The sequence below is a fragment of the Thermodesulfitimonas autotrophica genome, assembly GCF_003815015.1.
Classification (GTDB): Bacteria; Bacillota; Desulfotomaculia; order Desulfotomaculales; family Ammonificaceae; genus Thermodesulfitimonas; species Thermodesulfitimonas autotrophica.
The window spans coordinates 575,858-598,249 of record NZ_RKRE01000001.1 but is presented as its reverse complement, the minus strand read 5'-3'; the positions used below and the strand labels follow the sequence as shown (position 1 = coordinate 598,249).

The window sequence follows — 22,392 nt, the reverse complement described above, 5'->3', positions numbered from 1 at the left end:
TGCAAGTGCCGCAGGCTTCGAAAATTAAAATACCCCGCGGGTGGGGGCAACAAGCATTTGTTCCCGCGGCAGAGCAAAAATTCAACCGCATTGCGAATATTCCTGCCGGGGAAAGTCGGCCGCGCAGCCGGTATCCTTCCTTTCCCTGATCGCCCTGAGGATCTCCCTGATTGCGGCCATATCGAAAGGCTTGCCGAGAAAGGCGATGACCCCTTCTTTGAAGGCGCGGGTGATCATTTCCACTTCTGGGCAGGCGGTCATCATCACGACGTTTACCTCAGGAAAGCGACGCAGTAGTTCTTCGAGCGCGGCAAAGCCGTCGAGCACGGGCATCATGATGTCGAGAAAGACGAGGTCCGGGCGGAAGTCGCAGGCCAGCTCGAGCGCTTCCCGCCCGTTTTTAGCCGTACGGGTGACGTGTCCCTCCGCGCATAGAAGGGCTTCGAGAATTTCGCAAATCTCCGGCTGGTCGTCGGCAATCAGCACCTTGAGCGTTTCTCCGGACATCGAGATTACTCCTCGGTCGTTTTTGACAGGTATTAGCAGTTGGGTTGAATGCCATCTCTATCTTTTTCGCCGAGGCAGGCCGGTTTCCTTTCGGAAGCCGGCGGAAAATTGGTTTCCGTCACCAACCTTTATTTTGGTTGTTCATTACAGGCCGTTATCAAAGCGCTGAACAGCGCGAGGAAAAGCGGGGCTTTTTCCCACATCCCTTCGGGGTGAAACTGGACGCCGACCGCAAAAGGATGTGCGGTCGCCTCGATTGCTTCGATTATTCCGTCGGGTGCCCAGGCTGCGGCTTTAAATCCCGGGGCCACCTTTTTTACTGCCTGGTGGTGAAAAGAGTTAACCCTTAAACGGGTGGTCCGGAAAATCGCGGCGAGGCGGCTGCCCGCGAGGATATCGATATGGTGCGTCCCGTACCAGCGCGGGGCGTCCTGCCGGTGTTTCAGGGGGCTTTTTGTGCCTGCGGCGAGGTCCTGGTAGATGGTGCCCCCGGCGGCGACGTTGAGCACCTGCATGCCCCGGCAGATACCGAGAACGGGAACTACCCGGGCGAGCGCCTCCCGGGCAAGGGCCAGCTCAAAGGCGTCCCGACGTGGGGAGACCATTCCGGTTTGGGGTAGCGGTTCTTCACCGAAATAGAAGGGGTCAATGTCGCCGCCACCGGACAGGAGAAGCCCATCGATGCTGGTGATAGTGGCAGCGGCGGCTTCCGGCGGAAGCGGCGGCAGGATCACCGGAACCCCTCCGGCACGGTAGATGCCGTCGCTATAGTAACGGCTCAGGAAGCAGCGCTCTTCTTCCTCCTGAAAGGCGGCGGTAATGCCGATTACCGGGCGCATGAAAACCTCCTTTGCCGCAGACCGGCCGGAGCCGGTTTTTACGGCGGCCGAAGCACTTGGTAACAGAAAGGGCGGGGTCCAGCCCCGCCCGGAAAGGTTGCTGCGAAGAGAGGTGCGACTTTGCAGTAGAGGGGACGAAAGCCTTCTTGACGGGTGGCGACCGGTAGGCTTACCCTTTGACGGTATGGGCGCCGCGCGTCAGGGTTACTTTCCCCGTACGGACCATTTCGAGGATGCCGTGCTCGCTTAATACCGCGCAGAGGGCGTCGATCTTTTCTTCGTCGCCGGTCATCTCAACCACCATGGTTTCCCTTCCGACGTCCACAATGTGGGCCCGGAAAATCTCGACGATGTCCACAATGTCGGAGCGGCGGGAAGGATCCGCCTTTACCTTTATCAGCGCCAATTCCCGGTCGATGACGTTCTGCGCCAGGCGTTCCACCTTCAGAACGTCGATCAGCTTTGAAACCTGCTTTACCACCTGGTCGATTACCCGGTCGTCTCCCTGAACGACAATGGTAAGGCGGGAGATATCGCTTTCCTCGGTATGGCCGGCGGTAATGCTTTCGATATTGAAGTTGCGCCGGCTCAAAAGTCCGGCGATCCGCGCCAACACCCCGGGCTTGTTGAGCGCCAAAACGGCTAAAGTGTGTTTCATAACCACCACTCCGCTTTAAAAGTGAGCTTTTTACGCCCTGCCCAGTCGCCAAACTTTATCTTTAGCCAAGATCTTTAGCCAAACAGTTCGTCCCGCCTCAGACGAGCGGTTCGTTCTCCACCAGGTTCCAGACGCCGCAAGGGCAGGCTCCGGCGCAAAAACCGCAACCGATGCACCGGTCCGGATCCACTACTAATTCAAAGCCGCCGCCAGCAGTTTCCTGCCGCGAGATTGCCGCTTGCGGACAGACGCTGATGCAGATGCCGCAGTCCCGGCAGGTGCCACAGGAAACACATTCGGCTGCCGCGTCTTCAAGCCGGTCAAGGCGAAGTAAGCGGGGGTTGAAGTACTCGAGCTTCACGCGGGAGTAGTCGATCCTGGTGCGGGTATCGCGCAGCGGCGTTCTGCCCGCTATAAGATCGGCAATCGCCTGGGCTGCTTTCCGGCCGGCGCCGATTGCCTCGGTGAGAAGCCCGAGCTTGACCACGTCGCCGATAGCGAAAACCTGCGGGTCGGACGTCTGGTAAAACTCGTTCACCTTGATGAACCCGCGCTCGGTGGCCACGCTTTCTGGTAGAAAGTCCAGATCCGGCACGTCGCCAATCGAGATAATCACCGTATCCGCCGGGATTATTTCGCCGGTAGAGAGTTCCAGGCCTTCTTCGGTGACCGCCTTGCTAAAACATGGCCAGCGGAACTTAGCACCTACCGCTTCGGCCGCTTTGCGCTCCTTGCCGAAGGAGAGCGGCTCCTGGATATCGATCAGCGTGATCTCCGTCGCGCCAAGCCGGTGCGCTTCGGTGGCGACATCACAGCCGACGTTGCCGGCACCGATAATAACCACGCGTTTGCCGACCCGGGCTTGGCCTTTTTGGGCCTGACGCAGAAAATCAAGCGCCGGGATAAGCCTTTCCTTCCCTGGAATAGGAATAACGCGCGGTTTTTGGGCCCCGGCGGCGATCACGATAAAGTCATAATCCGCCTTCAGACGCTCAAAATCCTCGCGGCTCAAGTGCTGCTGCAGGTAAATGTGCGGCAGAACCTTCTTGGCCCGCTCAAGTTCGGCCTTAAGTATCTCATCCGCAATCCGGGAACGCGGTATGGCCGAGGAGAGCTTACCGCCGAGTTCATCCTGCATATCGTAAATCACTGCTTCGTGCCCCTGGAGTCGTAGTTGCCAGGCTACGGAGATGCCGGCGGGCCCGCCGCCGATAACGGCGACCCGCTTCCCAGAAAGAGACGGGAGTTCCGGAAGCTTCGCGGTAAGGCTGGCCTTGCCGAGTTCCCTTACGTCCGGCGGGACCATCCTGCGCACCTGGCGCGTGCATGCCTGCATGCAGAGATTGGGGCAGAGGTAGCCGCAAACCGTTGCCGGGAACGGGGTATAGGCAAGTGCCAGATCGATAGCCTCATCTATCCGCCCTTCCCTGATGAGCTGCCAGCGTTCGTGAACCGGGATACCGGTAGGGCAGCTTGCCTGGCAGGGAGGCAGGTATTTCCGGTTTTCCCATACCGGGACGAAACGGCGCAGGTTCCCGGTCACAATGAGCGGGATAGGGCTACGGTCGAAGTCGACCAAATCCCCGATCAAACCGCCGCGCCCCAGTTCCTTATCCCAGACCTCCCGGCGGAATTCACTTATCGGGCGGCGCGGTAAGCTCCGTTTTTCCTGCGGCGTTCTGGCCACGAGCAACTGCCACTGGGTCCGGTCGGCGAGGGTAGCAAAAAGCTCCGTGCGGCCGATAGCGGCAAGGAAAACCTTCAGGTTTTCCCTAAGCCAGTCCCAGTCTGCGTCGGTTATCGGCTCTAATTTAACGTCGGCCTGACTGTAACCTTTATGCGGGCCGCGGAAAAAGATTTTGCCGCCCACCATCCCGACACAGGGGCGGTAGCCCAGAACGTTTTCCGGATTCTGCGGCTCATGACCGCAGATAACGGCGATGCCCCCCGCCATAAACTCGGCGAAATAATCGCCGACGCCGCCAAGGACCCAGAGTTCCGGAGGGGCGAAACGGGGATTATGCTTGGTCATGGTCATACCCCGGGCCCCGATATTTCCGGCGACATAAATTTTTCCCTGGGCCATCGCGTTGGCCGTGCCGTTGGTGGCGTGGCCGTGAACGATTATTTCTGCACCGGCGTTGAGCCACCCCGTATCGTCAGAAGCGGGGCCCATGATTTCAATGCGGGTATTGGGAAAGCCCATTGAGCCCACCCGCTGGCCGGGAGAGCCGATAATGCGGACGTGGACCTTATCCTCTCCGGCGCGCCACAACCGCCCGCCGATGCCGTGCTGGCCGAAGGCTTCGACTTCGATATACCGGTAACCGTCGGCTACCGCTTTCTGAATCCGCTCCTCGAGGATGCGGGATTCGATACGGCGGCCGTTTTCCATGCCCGAAATCCGGTAAAACTTCTCTTGCGCCACGTTGTATCTCTCCCTGAAAAAACTCGGCGTAAGACGTTCTGCGTCCTACGTTCTCCGTTTTAACTTCTACGTTCTATGTGGGATGCGATGGGGCTGCCGCCTGCCATTTCTAAGCCCCTGGTTTCAGCACTCGGGGCAAGCCTCATCAAACCACGTACTTTATCTGTAACCGCTGTGCCGCATGGTAGTCGTCAATCGCGATAGCGTCGGACATCCCGATAGGCAGGGAAGTGGAGCGGCCAAGCGGTGCCACGATCTTCTTAAGTTCCGTATCGAAGCTTAAAAAGACATCCACCACCCGTTCCGCCACCTTTTCCGGATCTAAACGCCGGTAAAGACGCGGGTCCTGGGAGGTTATGCCTTTCGGACAGCGGCCGATATTACAGATATTACACCGGTCACCCTCCGAACCGATGCAGCCGGCAGCCGCCTGCATGATATATTTCCCTATCTGAACGGCAGAGGCCCCTAACATGAAGAGGGCCGCCGCGTTGGCGGCGAGGTTGCCGTGCTTCCCGATGCCGCCCCCGGCGATGAGGGGAATCTCGTTCTGCATGCCTACCTTGACCAGGTTCAAGTAACAATCGCGGATGTTGCTGGCGATCGGGTGCCCCATATGGTTCATCGAAACGTTATAGGCGGCGCCTGTGCCGCCGTCCTCACCGTCGATACACAGCCCGGCGGCATAAGGGTTGCGCGTCAGGTTGTTCAGTACCGCCAGCGCCGTGGAGGTTCCGGAAATCTTCGGGTAGACGGGAACCCGGAAGCCCCAGGCCATGTACATCGACTGGATCATCTTGGCGACCGCTTCCTCAATCGAGTATTTGGTCTGGTGCGTGGGCGGGCTCGGCAGGCTGACACCTGGCGGAACCCCGCGGATGGCCGCAATCAGTTTGTTGACTTTGTACCACATGAGGAGTCCGCCGTCGCCAGGTTTGGCTCCCTGACCGTACTTGATTTCAATGGCGCAGGGATCTTCCTTCATCTCCGGGATGGCGTGAATGATTTCGTCCCAGCCGAAATAGCCGCTCGCAATTTGTAAAATGACGTATTTGAGGAAGCGGGAGCGCAGGAGCCGCGGCGGGCAGCCTCCTTCACCCGTGCAGATACGAACCGGCATCCCTAATTCCTCGTTGAGGTAGGCGACGCCCATCTGCAGTCCTTCCCACATGTTAGGGGAGAGGGCGCCAAAGGACATCGAGCCGATCATTAACGGGTAGATCTCCCGCACCGGCGGTACCCAACCCTGCTCCCGGTAAAGGCGCAGCTCTTCCTCGGGAGGCAGGACCCGGCCCAGCAGAGTGCGCAACTCAAACTCATGGCGACCGGCATCGAGAGCCGGGTCGGTAAGCATCGAAATCCGGACGAACTTGATCCGATCCAAAACATTCGGGGACGGGTCGTTGCGTCGCCCGCCGCGCCGGCGTGGCTGACCACCCCTGTTAATATGGAACCGGAGCTTGTCTATCTCGTCCGACCGGTAGGGGATGATGGCGCCGTTGGGGCAGACCTGGTTGCACATAGCGCAACCGATACACGCGTATGCCGGATCGGTTTTCTGCCGGATGCCGTAGTATACCTGGTAGAGATTGCCTGGGGCTGTCTTCTGCTCCGCTGCGCCGAGAAGCGGTACCTGCACGATTCTTTTCCGGTGCACCCCGAGTTCAATCGCTTGGACCGGGCATACGGCTGTGCAACGGCCGCAAAGTGTGCATTTTTCCTTATCCCAGTGGATCTGCCAGAGCAGATCCTTGACGCTTAAAGTAGAGGGGGTAATGGTTCCTTCTGCGAACATACTTTAACCTCCGTCCGGTCCGGGTATACGATAGCGGTATCCAGATGCATCGGCTGAAAGTCCTTGCTCTTGTCGCGGTCGGGAATGGTTGCGTCCAGGCCGCACATCTCCGATGAAAAGGCGTAAAGCCCGGGTTTTCCGCCGACGACACCCGGACGCAGCTTTTTCCGGTCCTGCACCATAAAAACGGTCTTATCTGGCAGACAGCCGATCACGCAGTTCGGCCCGTCGATGATCAACTGCCGGCACGCGTGTTTGAGCCGCCGCAAGAATTCTCCGTTGGGGTGCTGGGCGAGTTGCTCATCCGGGAGCGGGGTGATGATGTGTTTGTAATACTCGATCCCGAGGCCCAGAAACTTGAGCATGTAGTGGAGGATGTGGGTGAAAACCTCCGAATCGGAGTTGTAGCCGATGTACCCCGGGAAACCCCGCGACATCAGAAACTCCTTTATTGGCACGAAAGCCGTATTTTCGCCGTTGGTCATCGTGGCCACCCCTTGAATAAAGAAGGGGTGACAGGCGTAGAGGTTGATGTCGTAGTTAGTATTCTGGCGTCCTTGAGCCATAATCACCCGTGCCCGGAGTTCCTTGCGGTCAAGTTGCAGGTATTCCGCAACGGTCATCGGGTCGCCGATTTCCTTGATCATGATTACGTCAGGCCAGAAGCTGTAGACAATGATATCCTCTTTTTCCTCGCCCATCCGCCGCAACTGCAAGCGGAGCATCATCAGGCGGTACTCAACCTCGCTCCGGTCCAACTCCTCCCAGCCTTCAGGATAGTCGTAAGCCTGAATCAAGTAAACGTCTCGCCTGGGAACCCCCCGCGGCGGCTTTTTGGGGACTTTAATCGTAAGCTTGTACTTGGTGGTAAAGCCGACGCTCTTCATGAGCTCGTCCAGGCGCTTCAATCCCTCGTTAGTGAAGATGCCGGAAAGAATAGGTGCTCCGTTTAGCTCTTCAAAGGGACCGGCGAGATCGGTTAAAAAAAGTCCTACACCGGAGCCATCATGGCCTTCGCGCATGACATCGAGTGCTCTTATGGCCATAAGAGGTGACTGAGGCTCATTACTTGTCAGACAAAAGAGGCGGCACATATTCTCTCTCCTTACGTCGTGAGGCCACCGTTCCCATTTTGGTTTAAGCGGTTTTTAAAGGTCGGCTAATATTTTAACATACTATTGGTCTTCCCAAAGCACTTTTTTACGGGATAAAAGACGACCAAGTACCTTGGTCGTCGCGAGATGCGCTCCATCAATCTTTTTTCCTAACCGGAACATCTAATATTTTGTTAAGTAGGTTTCGATCTCCCACGGATGGACCTGCGTCCGGTATTCATCCCACTCTTTAAGCTTGGCTTCCATAAACTTTTCGTAAATATGCGGCCCCAGCGCATCCTTGATCACGTCGTCCTTCTCAAGTTCGGCCAGCGCTTCGATAAGGGAGCCAGGCAGGCAATCAATACCTAACTCGGCCCGTTCTTCCGGTGTCAGGTGGTAGATGTTCTTGTCCACCGGCGCCGGCGGCTGAATCTTATTCTTCACCCCGTCAAGGCCTGCTTTAATGATGGCGGCCAGCGCCAGGTACGGGTTACAGGAGGGGTCGGGGCTCCGGAGCTCGATCCTGGTGGAGGGCCCCCGCTTGGCCGGGATCCGGATCAAGGGGCTCCGGTTGCGGCACGACCAGGCGACGTAAACCGGCGCCTCATAGCCGGGTACCAGCCGCTTGTAAGAATTGACCGTCGGGTTGGCCACCGCGGTGATCGCTTTGATGTGTTTTATTACCCCGCCGATGAAGTGGTAAGCAACCTCACTCAGTTGCAGCGGACCGTTGGGGTCATAAAAGGCGTTTTCCCCGTCTTTGGCCAGCGAAATGTTTGTGTGCATCCCCGAGCCGTTAATCCCGAAAATCGGCTTCGGCATGAAGGTAGCGTGCAGGCCGTGGCGTTGCGCGATGGTCCTGACAACCATTTTAAAGGTCATAATCTTATCGGCCACATCGAGGGCATCCGAATATTTAAAGTCGATCTCGTGCTGGCCGGGCGCTACCTCGTGGTGGGAGGCTTCAATCTCGAAGCCCATCTTTTCAAGCGTCAATACGATATCCCGGCGGGCTTCTTCACCTAAATCAATAGGACTCAGGTCGAAGTAACTTGCCTGGTCGTGGGTTATGGTAGTGGGCCGCCCTTTTTCATCGAGGTGGAAGAGGAAGAATTCCAATTCCGGTCCTGCATTACAGGTGTAGCCCATCTCGGCCGCTTCCTCCAGTACCCGCCGGAGAGCGTACCGCGGGTCACCGATGAAGGGTGTGCCGTCAGGGTTATAAACGTCACAGATCATCCGGGCTACCGCACCGTCCCGCGGCCGCCAAGGGAAAACGATAAAGGTTTTCGGGTCCGGCCGGAAGTACATGTCCGACTCTTCAATGCGGACAAAGCCTTCGATAGACGAGCCGTCGAACATGAGTTCACCGTTGAGGGCTTTTTCTAATTGTTCAACGGTGATGGCCATGTTTTTTAAGATCCCGGGGATATCGGTAAACTGAAGCCGGATGAACTTTACCCCTTCTTCCCGCGCCATAAGAAGGATATCCTCTTTTAATACCCGGTCTGCCAAGTTTCACACCTTCCTCGCCTTCGCCGCCGTGGATTCGTGGCCGGCAGTTGTTTAGTCTGTTTCTTAGAAAATATAACACGCCCCGCCGGAAAAACACAATATTTTTTTCTCCGGCTTGATGATAGTTGTTAATCCCCTCCGGCGACCTGGCTACCATCAAATCCTATCTTACGGCAGAATATCTGCTTTTGATAAGGAAGGGGCGGGAGAGGCCCGCCCCGGTACGTTCCAAACGGTGGACGACTTAGATATCGAAATAGAGCGCAAATTCGTACGGATGGGGCCGCAGGCGAATGGCATCCACTTCGTTGGCCCGCTTATAGTTGATCCACGCCTGGATCAGGTCTTCCGTGAAGACCCCGCCCTCGAGCAGGAAGGCGTGGTCGGCCTCGAGCGCCTTGAGCGCCTCTTCCAGGGAGCCGGGAAGCGCCGGGATACTGCCGATCTCCGCCGGCGAGAGCTCGTAAATGTCTGTTTCCAGCGGCTCGCCGGGATGGATTTTGTTCTTAATCCCGTCAATGCCCGCCAAGAGCAGCGCCGCGAAGGCCAGGTACGGATTGCAGGAGGGGTCCGGCGGCCGGTATTCGATCCGCTTGGCTTTGGGGCTGGACGAGTACATCGGGATGCGGACTGCCGCGCTGCGGTTCCGCTGGGAGTAAGCTAAGTAAACGGGCGCCTCAAAGCCGGGAACCAAGCGCTTGTAAGAATTGGTGGTGGGACTGCACAACGCGGCCAGCGCCGGTCCGTGCTTGATGAGCCCACCGATGTAGTAAAGCGCCAGTTCGCTTAGTTGGGCGTACCCGTTTTCGTCGTAGAAGAGTGGCCGGCCGTTTTTCCAGAGGCTCTGGTGGACGTGCATCCCTGAGCCGTTGTCCTGAAAGATCGGCTTGGGCATGAAGGTCGCGGTCTTGCCGTGCTTGCGGGCTACGTTCTTCACGATGTACTTGAACATGAGGAGTTGGTCCGCCATTCGTGTAAGCGGGGCAAAGCGCATGTCGATCTCGGCCTGCCCTGCGGTGGCCACTTCGTGGTGGTGGCACTCCACGTTGATGCCGCACCGCTGCATTATCTGGACCATCTCGGTGCGTATATCCTGGAAGGTATCGGTGGGCGGAACGGGGAAGTAACCTTCCTTGTAGCGGACCTTATAGCCGAGATTCGGGTTTTCCTCTCGACCAGCGTTCCAGAAGCCTTCGGCTGAATCAACAAAGTAGTAGCCGCAGCGCTGGTTCTGGTCGAAGCGGACCTCGTCTAAGATGAAAAACTCGGCTTCCGGCCCCCAGTAGCTTACATCGGCAATGCCAGTGGCCTTTAAATACGCCTCGGCCTTCTGGGCGATGTAGCGCGGGTCCCGCTCGTAGTTTTTACCCGTAGTAGGATCGAAAACGTTGCAAATCAAGCTTAGGGTGGGTACCTGACAGAAGGGGTCGAGAACGGCCGTGGTAGCATCCGGAATCAGGATCATGTCGCTTTCGTGAATACTTTTGAAACCCCGGATGCTTGAACCGTCAAAACCAAATCCCTCCGTAAAAGCTTCCTCCGTGAGGTGGCTAATGGGGACCGTAAAGTGCTGCCACAAACCTGGCAGGTCCATGAATTTCAGGTCTACAAACTCCACCTTTTGCTCCTTAGCAAACTCAAGAACGTCTTGTGGTGTCCGACACATGTAGCGCTCTCTCCTTCTGGCAAAAATTTTTAAAAACCTTTGCTTTCCTTGCGCCGCAAATTGACCGGCGTAACGCACCGTAACTATCTTCCGGTAGTAAACCACTCCTCCTTTCTGCTCCTGATAGACATCACCCTGAAAGCCGCCAAAAGCGAAAAAGCCCTTCCGGCAGGCTACGCAAACCTGCCCGAAGGGCCCCGTTGCCCATGCTATTCGGTTCGTTATTTGCGCCGGAAAGGCGCTGCTACGTTACGGTTTCATTTTATCAAAAAACTCTCTTTTGTCAATAAAACAATCAGCTCCAAAGGCCACCCGGCTTCTCGTGCGACGGCTACCGATTTGCAGCCGGACTTTGTTTCTATGAGATTCACCACCCGGGGCGCCAGGCCACCGGGAAGCGCCGCCCCATGCCGAAGGCCTTGGTGGTTACTTTTAGCCCCGGCGCGGCCTGCCGGCGCTTGTATTCCGCTCGGTCCACGCGCCGGATCACGTCCTGCACCAGGGCCGGGTCGAAACCTCGCGCCGCAATCTCTTGGGCGGGAAGGTTCTCTTCGATGTAGGCGCGGAGGATTGGGTCGAGTAGCCGGTATGGCGGCAGGGAATCCTCGTCGCGCTGGTCGGGGCGCAGCTCTGCGGAAGGCGGCTTGGTGAGTACGCTCGCCGGAATGATTTCCCGCTCCCGGTTGATGTACCGTGCCAGCTCGTAAACCATAGTTTTAGGCACATCCGCCAGGACCGAAAGCCCGCCCGACATATCGCCGTAAAGGGTACAGTAGCCGACCGCTAACTCGGATTTGTTCCCGGTGCTGAGCACCAAACAGCCTTCCCGGTTCGAGATGAACATCAGGATGTTCCCCCGAATGCGCGCCTGAATATTTTCCTCGGCGACGTCAAGCCGCGGCGCGCCGTCCGGATTGAGCGTTTGCAAATAGGCCGCAAATATTGTTTCGATCGGAATCACCCGCCAGCCGATGCCGAGGTTGCGCGCCAGTTTTTCGGCGTCCCGCAGACTTCCGGGTGAGGAGTAGCGGGAGGGCATTCCTACTCCCAAGACGTTTTCCGGCCCGAGTGCAGCCGCGGCCAAAGCCGCCACTACCGAGGAGTCAATCCCGCCGCTCAAGCCCACCACCGCGCGCTTAAAACCCGTCTTGCGGAAGTAGTCGCGTGTCCCCAAGACCAGGGCGGCATAAATAGAAGAGATGTCTTCCGCAACCTCGCCCGGCGGCCTACCCGGCGGCAGCGCGGCGGTGTCGATCACTGCGAAATCTTCGGCGAAGGCCTGCCCCTCCCAGGCCAGCGTGCCGCGCTCGGTCAATACCAGGCTCGAGCCGTCGAAGATGAGTTCGTCGTTCCCACCCACCTGGTTGACGTAAAGCAGCGGCCGGTGGTACTTGTGGGCGGTGTGGGCCAGCATATCGGCCCGCAAACGCCTTTTCCCGTAGTGGTACGGCGAGGCCGAGATGTTGACCAGCAGCGTCGCCTCCTGGGCGACCAGCTCTGCCACCGGGTCCACCTCATAAATCTGCCGCCGCCAATAATCTTTGTCGTTCCAAACATCCTCGCAGACCGTGAGACCGATCGTCTCGTTCCCGAAAGCCACCGGCCGGCGTGCTGCTGCCGGTTTGAAGTACCGCGTTTCGTCGAAAACGTCGTAACTCGGCAGCAGCGTTTTGTCCTGGCGCCCGGCCAGCGCACCGCCGGCGAAGAGCAGCGCGGCGTTGTAAAGCCTGCCGTCTTCCTCTACTGGCGCGCCGAGGATGATGCCCGTTTCCCGGCTTGCCGGTGCCACTTCTTCCCGCAGCACCCGCTCTACCGCCTGGAGCATCTCCTGCCGGTACAAGAGATCCCGCGGGGGATAGCCGACCAGGGCAAGTTCCGGGAAAATCACCAGTTCGGCGCCGGCCTCTTTCGCCCGGGCCACCGCTCCCAGGATCCGCGCCGCGTTCCCCGTCACGTCGCCGACCGTGGGATTGAACTGCACCAGCGCTATTTTCAACCGCTATCCGCCACCTTCAAGCTAAACCTGCCTAAAATTATACCGCACCGCGCAGCACCCGGCACAGGTTCGCCAGGAAAAGCTCCCGCTGCGGCCGGTTTTCCTCCCAGATGCGCGCCGTTTCCCGCGCTAGCACCGCCGGAGCCTCCGGGCCAGCAAAGGCTGCCAGTTCGTCGGCGTAAATGGCGGCCCAGTTCGCCACCATTTCCGGCGTTACCTCGAGGTGAAACTGGAGCGCCCAGACGCAGCCGCCGTAAACGAAGGCCTGGTTGGCGCAGGTTTCACCCTCGGCCAGAAGCACGGCGCCTTCCGGGAGCGCGAAGGTATCCCCGTGCCACTGAAAAACCGGGAATTCCGGCGGCAGGCCGGCGAAAAGCGCCGCCTGTCTGCCCGCAGCGGTTAGACGCACCGGGTACCAGCCGATCTCTTTCACCGGGTTCGGCTTTACCTCGGCCCCGAGCGCCCGGGCGATGAGCTGCCCCCCGAGACATATGCCCACTGTGGGCACCCGTTTTCCCGCCGCCTCCCGGATCAGCTGCTGCACCCGGTACAGGTAGGGGTACGCTTCCTCCTCATACGCCCCCATCGGCCCGCCGAGGATGACGAGTGCGTTATAACCTTCAAGCTTTTCCGGCAGGATCGCCCCCGGGGCGTCCATGCAACGCAGATCGAGTTCCCAACCGTCTTGAAAGAGCGCGTCCGCCAGGAGCCCCGGCCCCTCGCACGCCACGTGCTGCACGATTAGAGCCCGCAAAGTTTTCGCCTCCTGTCTAACCAGAAACGTAATCGCTTCCCGGGGTAGATTGTTAGGCTGTCCAACTAATCGTACCATTAGCCCTGACCGGGCGCAAGACCTTGGTGGCCAGCCGCTCTTCGCAACAGCAGTGGGTCACCAGGACTACGGGGATCCGCCACTCCGCCGGTAATTCTTTTATCTCTTGCCGCAACTGCTCCCGCAGTCCCCGATCCAATGCCGCCAAAGGCTCATCGAGAAGCAGCATCGCCGGATCCCGCACCAGCGCTCTGATCAAGGCCACCCGCTGGCGTTCACCGCCCGAGAGCTGGGCGGGAAAGCGGTTCCGCAGGTGGCCGATACCAAAGCGCGCCATAAGCCCTTCCGCCCGGCGGAGCCCGGCCTCCTTCTCGCCCCCGCGTAGCCCCCGGAGCCCGTAGAGCACGTTTTCCCAAACCGTCAGGTGCTCGAAGAGGGCGTAGGCCTGGAAGACAAACCCCACCCTTCGTCTGGCGGCGGGCAGGTTTATCCCCGCCGCGGCGGCGAAGAGGGGCTGCCTATCCAGGGTGATGTGGCCTGCGTCTGGCCGCTGCAAACCCGCCAGGCATTCGAGGATGGTGGTCTTCCCCGAGCCCGAAGGCCCGGCCAGTGCCAGGAGCTCGCCGGCCGGGACCGTGAAATTGGCTCTCAGGGTAAAGTCAGGCAACCTCTTCTCAATTTCCACCACCAGCATTTGTCAACCCCTCCTCTGTCCGGTGTAACGGGCGATGTGTCGCCCCGACCACCGGTGCAGCCCGAAGATCACGCCAAAAGAGAACAGCAACACGATCGCCACCAAGGGGAGTGCCGTGCGGTAGTCTCCCGCTTCTACCGCGAAGTAGATCGCCATCGGCACGGTCTGGGTCTTGCCGGGGATATTCCCGGCCACCATCAGGGTGGCGCCAAATTCACCCAGCGCCCGGGCAAAGGCGAGGACTATACCCGCGAGGATGCCCGGCCAGGCGAGGGGGAGGGTCACGGTGAAAAAGACCAGCAGCTCTCCTGCCCCCAGGGTCCGGGCGGCGTTCTCCTGATCCGGATCAACCTGCGCGAAGGCGGCCCGGGCGTTCTGGTAAACCAGGGGGAAAGCCGCCACCGCCGCAGCGATTACCGCCGCCGGCCAGGTGAAAAGCAGCCCACCCGGGACGAGCCGGCCTACCAGGCCGTTCCGGCTCAGCAGCAGGAGCAGGCCGAACCCAACCACCGTAGGGGGGAGAACCAGGGGGAGGAGCAAGACCGCCTCCACCGCTTCCTTCCCCGGAAAGCGGGCGCGGGCGAGTAAGCGGGCACACGCCACTCCGCTTACGGCCGCCACCACGGTGGCCAGAAGCGCCACCCGAAGTGACAGGAGTAGAGCGAAGAGTGCTTCTTCCGGCATCCACCATTCCTCCCTTCTCCCGAAGGCCGCTTAACATTCACCGCAATTGGGTGCTGGAAGCGGTTACTGTGCCGTCACCAGCGGCGTAAAACCGTGCCTGGCGAAAACCGCGGCCGCTTCTGGGCCGGCAAGGTAGTTAAGGAAGTCGAGAGCCGTTTCTTTTTCCTTGCTGCTGCCGACTACGGCTCCGGTGAAGAAGATCGGCCGGTGGGCCTTTTCCGGCGCTTCGGCCGCGATCCTGACTTTTGCCGTAGTTACGGCGGTAGACCGCCATACCAGGCCCACGTCAACGCTACCCGTTTCCACATACGCCTTCACCTGCTGCACATCCTTGGCCAGCACCAGCTTAGGCTGTACTTTCTCCCACAGCCCCAGGTTGACCAGCGTCTCCTTTGCCCACTCTCCCGCCGGCACGGTGGCCGGATCGCCGATGGCTACCTTGCCGACGCCCGGCGAAGCGAGGTCGGTAAAGCCCTTCACCTTTTTCACGTCTTTTGGGGTGATGAGCACCAGCTTATCGGCCAGAATCTTCTTACGGGTGGCCTTGTCGATCAATCCCTCTTTTTCTAAGGCGTCTAGCTGCTTCTTGCCTGGAAAGATGACGATGTCGGCTGGCGCCCCCTGCTCGATCTGCTTCTGCAACGTACCAGACCCGGCAAAGTTGAAGGAGACCTTGGCCTCCGGGTGCTGCCGGCGATACAGCTCCGCGACTTCCGGTAGCGTATCTTTCAGCCCCGCGCCGGCGAAAACCATGATTTCGGCGGCCGGCGTGGCTTCCCGGGCGGTCCGGGATGTCCCGCACCCGACAAGCAGACCTGCCAGCAAACCGATGAGACTTACAAACAACCAGGCTCTCTTTCGCATCCCGCTTCCTCCTTTTGCCTGTTATTTTGCAATTTCAGAAGGCACTGGTTTTTAAACCACGCGGCCGGTTCCCGATCGCTGCGCCACTCAAGACCTTTTTTCCATCCCGGCCGGCCGCCCGGGCTACCGTGCGGCTCAAGATGCTGAGCCGTCGGCGGTCAAGACCTATTGGGATGCCGTAAAGGTGCTCCAGCGCCGCCACCACCTCCTCCAGAGGCACGTTTCCCGCTCGCTCGCCGAGTCCCCCTACGGTAACGTTTACGTATCCGCACCCGGCCCTGACTGCCGCCAGCGCGTTGGCGGTGGCCAGGCCGAAGTCGTTGTGCCCGTGGAATTCAAGCGGGATGGCCACCTTCTCCTGCAGGCGACTGAGACGCTCCAAGGTTGCGAAGGGGTCGAGTATGCCCACCGTGTCGCAGTAGCGCAGCCGCTCGGCCCCCATCTCCTGTGCCAACAGCGCAAACTCGACCAGAAAGGCCTCTTCGGCCCGGGAGGCGTCCTCTGCTCCCACCGTTACGCGGCAGCCGTGAGCCAAAGCATAGGCGATTACTTTCCGCAGTTGCGCCAAGACCCAGCCGCGCGACCGGCCCAGCTTGTACCGGAGGTGGATTTCGGAGACGGGAGCAGAAAGGTGCACGTCCCGTACCCCGCAGGCGAGCGAAGCGCGGATGTCTTCCGGCAATATCCGGTTCCAGGTGCTAACCCGGCTGCGCAGGCCCAGGGCGGCGATGCGTCTTATCGCTTCCTGCTCCACCTCACCCATCGCCGGAATGCCTGCCTCGATCTGGTAAACACCTGCGCGGTCCAGCAGCCGGGCGATCAGGATCTTTTCCCTCGTGCTGAAGGCCACCCCCGGCGCCTGCTCCCCGTCCCGCAGGGTGACGTCGATGAACAATGGCGCGCGCAAAGAAATTACCCCCGCACCACGAATCTTCTCAGGTAACACAATAAGCGTGTTTTCCGGCATCCGCTGCGTGTAAAAGGCCTACCGCGTCCGCCCGGCACTGCCGGCACCAGTCCATCTGGGGTACGTACTGCCGGCAAACGGTGCGGACAAAGGCGATCTCTTTCGGGCTTGGCGGCGCGAGGTGGGCGAACCCGGCTAGCGGGATGAGGGGCATGATGTTCATCATATGCACGCCCAAAGCGGCCACAGCCCGCGCCACTGCCGGGAGATGGTGGCCGTTCACGCCGGGCACGAAGACTGCGTTCACTTTCACCCGCAAACCCGCGCGCATGGCCTCGATAATACCCGCGGCCTGCCGCGACCAGATGAGGGCTGCTGCCTCCATCCCCCGGTAGACCGCCCCGCGCCACCGCACACCCGCATAAATCGCTGCTCCTACCGCCGGGTCCACCGCGTTTACCGTGACGGTCACGGTCCTCACCCCAAAAGCCTTGAGTTGCAAGACGTAATCGGCTAGTAGTAAACCGTTCGTGCTGACGCACTTGATTAACTGGGGAAATCGCGCGTGTACCAGCCGCAGGGTTTCGAGCGTTGCAGTGTTGGCCAGCGGGTCACCGGGTCCTGCAATTCCTACCACCCGGATGCGCGGGTCCTTCTTCACCACCTCTGCCACTCGTGCCGCTGCCTCTTCCGGGGTAAGTAGCTGGCTGGTGACCCCGGGACGGCTCTCGTTAGGGCAATCGTACTCCCGGCTGCAGTAGCGACACTCCATATTGCAAGCCGGCGCCACCGGCAGGTGAAGCCGGCCGTAACGCCGCGCTGCTTCCCTAAAGAAACACGGGTGCTCCGTCACCGCAAAAGCTTCCATAAATCAATTTCCTCCTTTGCTCCTGCTTCACGTCAACCGCCACACGGGCGCACTTACCAGTCCCGCCGCTTGCCGTGCCAGGTTCACAAATCCCCTGAACCCGGCAAAGGGGTCGTTTTCCTGGGGAAAAACAAGGAAAGGAATACCCAATTTTTGCATGAGAAACCTTTCTTTCGTTCCGCCCACCCAGAGGTGCGGCTGCCGGTACGTCACGAATTCCAGCAGTTCCCGCTCGTGGGCGTCGTCGACCAGCACCGTACCGCTGGCGACCTTGTTTCCGGCCTCCTGGTAGTCCTCCTGGCAGCCGAACTGGGAACCGGCCAGCACCACATCCATCCCTAGTTCCTTGAAGGCCTTGGCCATCGAACCTATCCGTGAAGCCCCAAAGAAGAGACCCACCCGTTTTCCGCCCAGCTTTGATAGAAAGGGAGCTGCCGCTACTTTAGCTGCGCGGATGCCTTGCGCGATCACCTCCTCGACCTCGGTCGCGCCGAAGAACTGGCCGATAACACGCAGGGCGGTAGCGGTTTCCTCTATGCCGAAGAAAGAGACCTTTACATAAGGGATGCCGAACTTTTCCCGCATCCCTTCCGCGAGGAAGTGTCCCGTGCGGCGGCAGTGCACGATATTGAGCCGTGCCCGGTGGGCTTGAGCCATGGTGGCCACTGAGGCCCTGCCGGAAATGGCACAGATGAGCTTCAGCCCCAGTTGTTCGAGCAACGCCTCGATTTCATCCAAATCGCCCTGCACGTTGAACTCCCCGAGGAGATTCACTCCGTTTTCAACGGGCTCTCCCGCCTCCTTGCCGATAAAATGCTCTAGGAGAACGCGGGCGGCGATGTCGTGTCCCGCCGCCTGGCTTGCTCCGCAGAACCCGGGCGCATTTACGGGCACGACCGGACGGCCCACCACTCGGGCGGCGCGCTTGCAAATGCCGGGGAGGTCCTCGCCGGTAATCCCTACCACACATGTGGCATAGACCAAAACAGCACGGGCATCGGGGACGAGGGTGCAGGCTTCCAGGATAGCCCGGTAAAGCTTTTCTCCCGCCCCGAAGACGACGTCGCGCTCCTCCAAGTTGGTGGAAAACAACCGGTAGCCCTTCCGCCGCACGTTGCGGCCGTAATAGGCGCAGCCAACGGGGCCGTGCACTAGGTGAATCACATCAGGTATCGGGGCCAAGACCCACCGCGCCCCGTAAAAGGCGCAGGCGCGTTCGGAAATCACGCCGGGCACGGTCGGCTGGCCGCACACCGGGAGCACCGGTGGATCACTCTCTTTAACAACCGCATGCCCTCGCCGGGAGGGCAAAATTTCCAGCGGCACCTGCAAGGGAACTCACTCCTCCCCTGATAAAAGTAAAATGGAGCCGGACCGGTCAGGCGCCCGCCGGAGCGCAGAAGAGAACTCCGGCGCAACCGGCCCGACCCCAAATCGCTACGCCGCAAACTTAAAGCTGCTGGGTGCGGTCGTCCGGGTAGCGGTAATCCAGAAGCGCGTTGACTATCTCGTAGAGAAGCAACTCCGCCCCGCGGTAACCCACGATCGGCCGCTTCTGGTAGCCGAACCGGTCGTAAATCGGGAACCCCACCCGGACCAGCGGCACTTCTAGTTCCCGGGCGATGTCCACGCCTTTCGAGTTCCCGATGATTAAATCGAGCCGCGGAAGCGTCTTGAGGTATTCCTCGAATTCGAACAGGTCGCTCCCGTTGAAAACCTTCGGCGTGTCAAGGAAGAGGTCCCGGTACGCCGCAAATGCCGCCTCGACTTCCTGCCCGAACCTCTTACTGAAGGTCCCTGCCGCTACCGCTACCGGGGTCATTCCTAACTCGCAGACGAACCGCGTTACCCCCGCCACGATGTCTGGGTCGCCGAAAATGGCCACCCGCTTCATCATCGTGTGGTGGAAGGTGTCGGCCATGGCGTCCACCAGGCGGCCGCGCTCGGCCCGTAGCGTAGCCGGGATGGCCCGCCCCGTAAACCGGCTGAGATGCTGCAGGAGAGCGTCCGTGGCCGCCACTCCCACCGGGGTCGGTCCCGCGACCGCCGGAATCCCGAATTTCCGCCCTAAATATACGGCGCCGCTACCGCCGGCGTCGGCCTGCAGGGCAATGGTGGCGCAGGCATTGCCCATCTCCTTGATTTCGGCCAGCCGCGTGCCTCCGGGCGGGTAGTAGGGGATGCGCTGTGGTGGCTCAAGGGGCGCGTCTAAGGTATCCGAAATGTCGAACAAGATGGTGGCCTCGATCCCCATTTCCCGCAAGATGTGCTTGATTTCCCGGATGTCACCGGGGTAAAGGAGGCCTGGGATGATGTTTACCCGGTCGTGCGGCGTGTCCCGCTTTGTCGCCAGGGTCTGCAGGAAGGCCTTCGCCGCCCGGTCGTACCCCTCAACGTGGGAACCGGCAAAGCTCGGGGTGTTGATCTGCACGAGGGCGATCTGTTCCGCCTTTTCTGGGCCGATCTCGGCGCGCAGTCGGGCGCGCGCCTCCTTAAGAAAGCTGCCGATGTCGTCGCCCATAATTTCGCTGGAGCAGGTGGTCACCACCCCGATCACCTCGGGCCAGTAGCGCACCACGAGGTTGCGGAGGCCTTCCACCAGATTCCGGCGCCCGCCGAAGACCGCTGCATCTTCGTGAAACGAAGCCGTCGCAATGGTTGCCGGTTCCTTGAAAATGCGGCAGAAGGTGTAACGGGCGTAGGTGGTGCAACCCTGCGCCCCCTGAACAAACGGGATCGCCCGGTGCACCCCTAAGACCGCCCACATCGCCCCGATCGGCATGCATATCCGGTCGGGGTTTACCACCAGCGCCCGGTTGGCTGCCGGCACCAGCTCCGGATCGCGGGGCTGGTAAGCCGGTGCCGCCGGGACCTTCTCGATGCGTAGCTGGTCATAAGGGACGCCTTCAATGGGAATTTCCTTTAGCCGCATGCCGCTTCACGCTCCTCTGTCTCCCGTTCTTCGATGCCGTTCTGAAACCGCCAGACTGGCGCGTAGATGCCCTGGTAAATGTCGCGCGCGAAATTCACCATGCCGGCAAACCCAGCATAAGGCCCCTTCTCGTAAGAGTGCGAATTTACCGTGGGGATGCCCATCTTGCGCCCCAGGTACTTCTCTTTGAGCCCTGTAAGGAAGAGGTCGGGTTTTAAAGTAACCAGCATCTCCTCGAGTTCGAACTCGTTGGGAGCATCGATAACCAGGATGCCTCCCTTGTGCCGGGCGTTGATCTTCTCGTAGTCGTCTTCGTGGGCGAAGGTGCAGGCCCCGGCAATCACCTCCATGCCGAGCTCCTCCATCAGCCGGATCCAGTGCCACACCCGGGGGCCGCCCACATAGACGGCGATCCGCTTGCCGATCAGTTTTTCGCGGTAGAAGGCCAGGGCCGACTCTACCCGCGCCACTTCTTCGGCAATCACCTTTTCCGCCCGCTCCTCCAGCCCGAAGAAGGCTGCCGTCTTCCTGAGCGCCTCCGCCGTCTGCTGGATCCCGAAAAGCGAAACGCGGATGAAGGGGATGTCGAAGCCGTCCTTGATCATCTGGGCGATGTACTCGGCAGAGCGCTGGCAGTGCACCACGTTCAGCTTTACATCGATCATCTTGATCAGGTTTTCAATGCGCTCGTTCCCCGAAAAGACGGCCACTACCCGGACGCCGATCTTCTCGAAAAGCGGCTTTATCACTTTAAGGTCCCAGTCCATGTTGTAGTCCCCGATCAGGCAGATGTCGTAGGGCGTTTTCTCCTCTTCCCGCATCTTGAGTTCCGGCCGCCGCTCCCGCAGGGCCTTCACCTGGCGGTAGAATTGCATGTTGAAATCGTGGTGGCCCTTGGACTGGCTCACGCCCGAGCAACCGGGCGATTCCGCTGTGAAGACCGGCTTGCCGACCTCTTTTTCCACCTGGCGGGCCACCGCCTGCACGTCGTCCCCGATGAGGCCGGTGGTGCAGGTGGTGAAGATGATCATCCCCCGCGCTTCCGGGAAGAGGCGAAAGGCTTCCAGGCAGGCCTGCTTGAGCTTCTTCACGCCGCCGAAGACCACGTCCTTTTCCTGCATGTCGGTCACCACGCAGTAGCGCCGGTTAAAGGCGGTGTTAGCGAGCTTTGTCGGCGTAGCCCAAGGATAAAGGTCGGAAAGGTGTCGCCGCGTCGCCCAGGTATACCAGGCACACCCTACCGGGGCGTGGACCATTGCGATGACGTCGGCGATCGGGCCGCCGATCACCCCGCGGGCGCCGGCGAAGGCGCAGCCCCGTTCGGTCATATCTCCCGGGATGGTCCTGATGTTGCACGCCGGGATCACCGGGTTTTGCGGGTCGTGAATATAGATGTGCTTTTCCCGTTCGGGAAGCAGCTCATTGCACTTCAGGTTCACGAAGGGCATTTTCCTTTCCCCCCTTTTATAAAATTGCTACCGTGCCCCGCTCTTGGGTGCGGATCCGCACCGCGTCTTCTAACGGGCAGACGAAAACCCGGCCGTCGCCGATGGCGCCGGTGCGGTTGACCTTCATAATTGCCCCGACCACGAGCGGCACGTCCTCGTCTTCCACCACCAGGGATATAAGGCGCTTAGGCACGTAGCGCATGCCCCCCTCTTCCTGCACTAAGTCCGGCCGCAGCGGGAACGAAACCTCTCCCGCCAGCCCCTTCTGCTTTCCCCGCCCCAGGACCTTCCAGGCCGTTAGGGCGGGGAACCCGAGTGCGGCGAGTACCTCTTTCGTCCTGGTCATCTTGTTCGGCCGGATGATGGCCACGATTTCCTTCACCGGGACGCCACCCCCTTATAATCCCTTGCTTCCCGTTCTGATCGTGTAGGCTTCTTCCACGGGGCTCACGAAGATCTTCCCGTCGCCGAAGTTGCCCGTATACGCTGCGCGGTTGATGATCTCTACGATTTCCGCCACACTTTCGTCTTCCGTCACCAGCATGAGCATCACCTTGGGTAACTCGTCATAGTAGATACTGCCGACCTGAATCCCTTTTTGCTTGCCGCGGCCGACCACATCCATCTTAGTCAGGGCGACATACCCGGCCGTAGCCAGAGCGTCAACTACATCCTCGGCCTTTTCCGGCCGCACGATGGCGCGGATCATTTTCATAGTTCTA

General features: G+C 59.9%; 20 protein-coding genes. All 20 read right to left on the bottom strand.

All coding sequences use genetic code 11. From position 1 onward, the window contains the following. Nucleotides 1–81: 81 nt before the first annotated feature. The 20 genes from EDD75_RS03025 to EDD75_RS02930 all read right to left on the bottom strand — a co-directional run bounded on the left by EDD75_RS03025 (nucleotide 82) and on the right by EDD75_RS02930 (nucleotide 22,385). Nucleotides 82–507, bottom strand: a complete 426-nt coding sequence (locus EDD75_RS03025; protein ID WP_123927825.1) for a response regulator — start codon at nucleotides 505–507, stop codon at nucleotides 82–84. Between the two features lie 128 nt (nucleotides 508–635). Continuing rightward, nucleotides 636–1,346, bottom strand: a complete 711-nt coding sequence (locus EDD75_RS03020; protein WP_123927822.1) for a gamma-glutamyl-gamma-aminobutyrate hydrolase family protein — start codon at nucleotides 1,344–1,346, stop codon at nucleotides 636–638. Between the two features lie 169 nt (nucleotides 1,347–1,515). Further along, on the bottom strand, nucleotides 1,516–2,004 hold the full coding sequence (ilvN, locus tag EDD75_RS03015) for an acetolactate synthase small subunit (RefSeq protein WP_123927819.1): 489 nt from the start codon (nucleotides 2,002–2,004) through the stop codon (nucleotides 1,516–1,518). A 97-nt stretch (nucleotides 2,005–2,101) separates the two neighbouring features. Then, nucleotides 2,102–4,432 carry an FAD-dependent oxidoreductase gene (locus EDD75_RS03010; protein ID WP_123927816.1) on the bottom strand — a complete coding sequence of 777 codons (2,331 nt, stop codon included), beginning with the start codon at nucleotides 4,430–4,432 and terminating at the stop codon, nucleotides 2,102–2,104. Nucleotides 4,433–4,577: 145 nt separating this feature from the next. Further along, nucleotides 4,578–6,227, bottom strand: a complete 1,650-nt coding sequence (locus tag EDD75_RS03005; RefSeq protein WP_123927813.1) for a glutamate synthase-related protein — start codon at nucleotides 6,225–6,227, stop codon at nucleotides 4,578–4,580. Beyond that, on the bottom strand, nucleotides 6,191–7,273 hold the full coding sequence (locus tag EDD75_RS03000; RefSeq protein ID WP_245963034.1) for a class II glutamine amidotransferase domain-containing protein: 1,083 nt from the start codon (nucleotides 7,271–7,273) through the stop codon (nucleotides 6,191–6,193). Before EDD75_RS03000 ends, EDD75_RS03005 begins: the two co-directional genes overlap by 37 nt. A 231-nt stretch (nucleotides 7,274–7,504) precedes the next feature. Further along, a complete protein-coding gene (gene glnA, locus EDD75_RS02995; RefSeq protein WP_123928357.1) occupies nucleotides 7,505–8,803 on the bottom strand; it encodes a type I glutamate--ammonia ligase in 1,299 nt (432 codons plus the stop codon). 280 nt (nucleotides 8,804–9,083) lie between these two features. Further along, a complete protein-coding gene (gene glnA / locus EDD75_RS02990) occupies nucleotides 9,084–10,610 on the bottom strand; it encodes a type I glutamate--ammonia ligase (RefSeq protein WP_281277426.1) in 1,527 nt (508 codons plus the stop codon). Between the two features lie 262 nt (nucleotides 10,611–10,872). Then, nucleotides 10,873–12,501 (bottom strand): NAD+ synthase, encoded by a 1,629-nt coding sequence (locus EDD75_RS02985; RefSeq protein ID WP_123927807.1) that lies wholly within the window; start codon nucleotides 12,499–12,501, stop codon nucleotides 10,873–10,875. Nucleotides 12,502–12,538: 37 nt separating this feature from the next. Beyond that, nucleotides 12,539–13,255, bottom strand: a complete 717-nt coding sequence (locus EDD75_RS02980) for a type 1 glutamine amidotransferase (protein ID WP_123927804.1) — start codon at nucleotides 13,253–13,255, stop codon at nucleotides 12,539–12,541. Nucleotides 13,256–13,307: 52 nt separating this feature from the next. Then, nucleotides 13,308–13,967 (bottom strand): ATP-binding cassette domain-containing protein, encoded by a 660-nt coding sequence (locus tag EDD75_RS02975; RefSeq protein ID WP_123927801.1) that lies wholly within the window; start codon nucleotides 13,965–13,967, stop codon nucleotides 13,308–13,310. A 3-nt stretch (nucleotides 13,968–13,970) separates the two neighbouring features. Then, entirely contained in the window at nucleotides 13,971–14,651 is a 681-nt protein-coding gene (modB, locus tag EDD75_RS02970; protein WP_123927798.1) for a molybdate ABC transporter permease subunit, read from the bottom strand. 63 nt (nucleotides 14,652–14,714) lie between these two features. Continuing rightward, nucleotides 14,715–15,515 (bottom strand): molybdate ABC transporter substrate-binding protein, encoded by an 801-nt coding sequence (gene modA, locus EDD75_RS02965; RefSeq protein WP_123927796.1) that lies wholly within the window; start codon nucleotides 15,513–15,515, stop codon nucleotides 14,715–14,717. Between the two features lie 34 nt (nucleotides 15,516–15,549). Then, on the bottom strand, nucleotides 15,550–16,422 hold the full coding sequence (locus EDD75_RS02960; protein WP_245963033.1) for a beta/alpha barrel domain-containing protein: 873 nt from the start codon (nucleotides 16,420–16,422) through the stop codon (nucleotides 15,550–15,552). A 28-nt stretch (nucleotides 16,423–16,450) separates the two neighbouring features. Then, nucleotides 16,451–17,290, bottom strand: a complete 840-nt coding sequence (locus EDD75_RS02955; RefSeq protein ID WP_123927790.1) for a radical SAM protein — start codon at nucleotides 17,288–17,290, stop codon at nucleotides 16,451–16,453. A gap of 27 nt (nucleotides 17,291–17,317) precedes the next feature. Next, entirely contained in the window at nucleotides 17,318–18,616 is a 1,299-nt protein-coding gene (locus EDD75_RS02950; RefSeq protein ID WP_245963052.1) for a nitrogenase component 1, read from the bottom strand. Between the two features lie 124 nt (nucleotides 18,617–18,740). Next, on the bottom strand, nucleotides 18,741–20,222 hold the full coding sequence (locus tag EDD75_RS02945; protein ID WP_123927784.1) for a nitrogenase component 1: 1,482 nt from the start codon (nucleotides 20,220–20,222) through the stop codon (nucleotides 18,741–18,743). Then, the gene (locus EDD75_RS02940; RefSeq protein WP_123927781.1) at nucleotides 20,213–21,670 is read right to left on the bottom strand and encodes a nitrogenase component I subunit alpha; all 1,458 of its coding nucleotides are present in this window, start codon (nucleotides 21,668–21,670) and stop codon (nucleotides 20,213–20,215) included. Before EDD75_RS02940 ends, EDD75_RS02945 begins: the two co-directional genes overlap by 10 nt. 16 nt (nucleotides 21,671–21,686) lie before the next feature. After that, nucleotides 21,687–22,052, bottom strand: a complete 366-nt coding sequence (locus EDD75_RS02935) for a P-II family nitrogen regulator (RefSeq protein WP_123927778.1) — start codon at nucleotides 22,050–22,052, stop codon at nucleotides 21,687–21,689. Between the two features lie 15 nt (nucleotides 22,053–22,067). Further along, nucleotides 22,068–22,385 carry a P-II family nitrogen regulator gene (locus tag EDD75_RS02930; RefSeq protein WP_123927775.1) on the bottom strand — a complete coding sequence of 106 codons (318 nt, stop codon included), beginning with the start codon at nucleotides 22,383–22,385 and terminating at the stop codon, nucleotides 22,068–22,070. Nucleotides 22,386–22,392 lie beyond the last annotated feature (7 nt).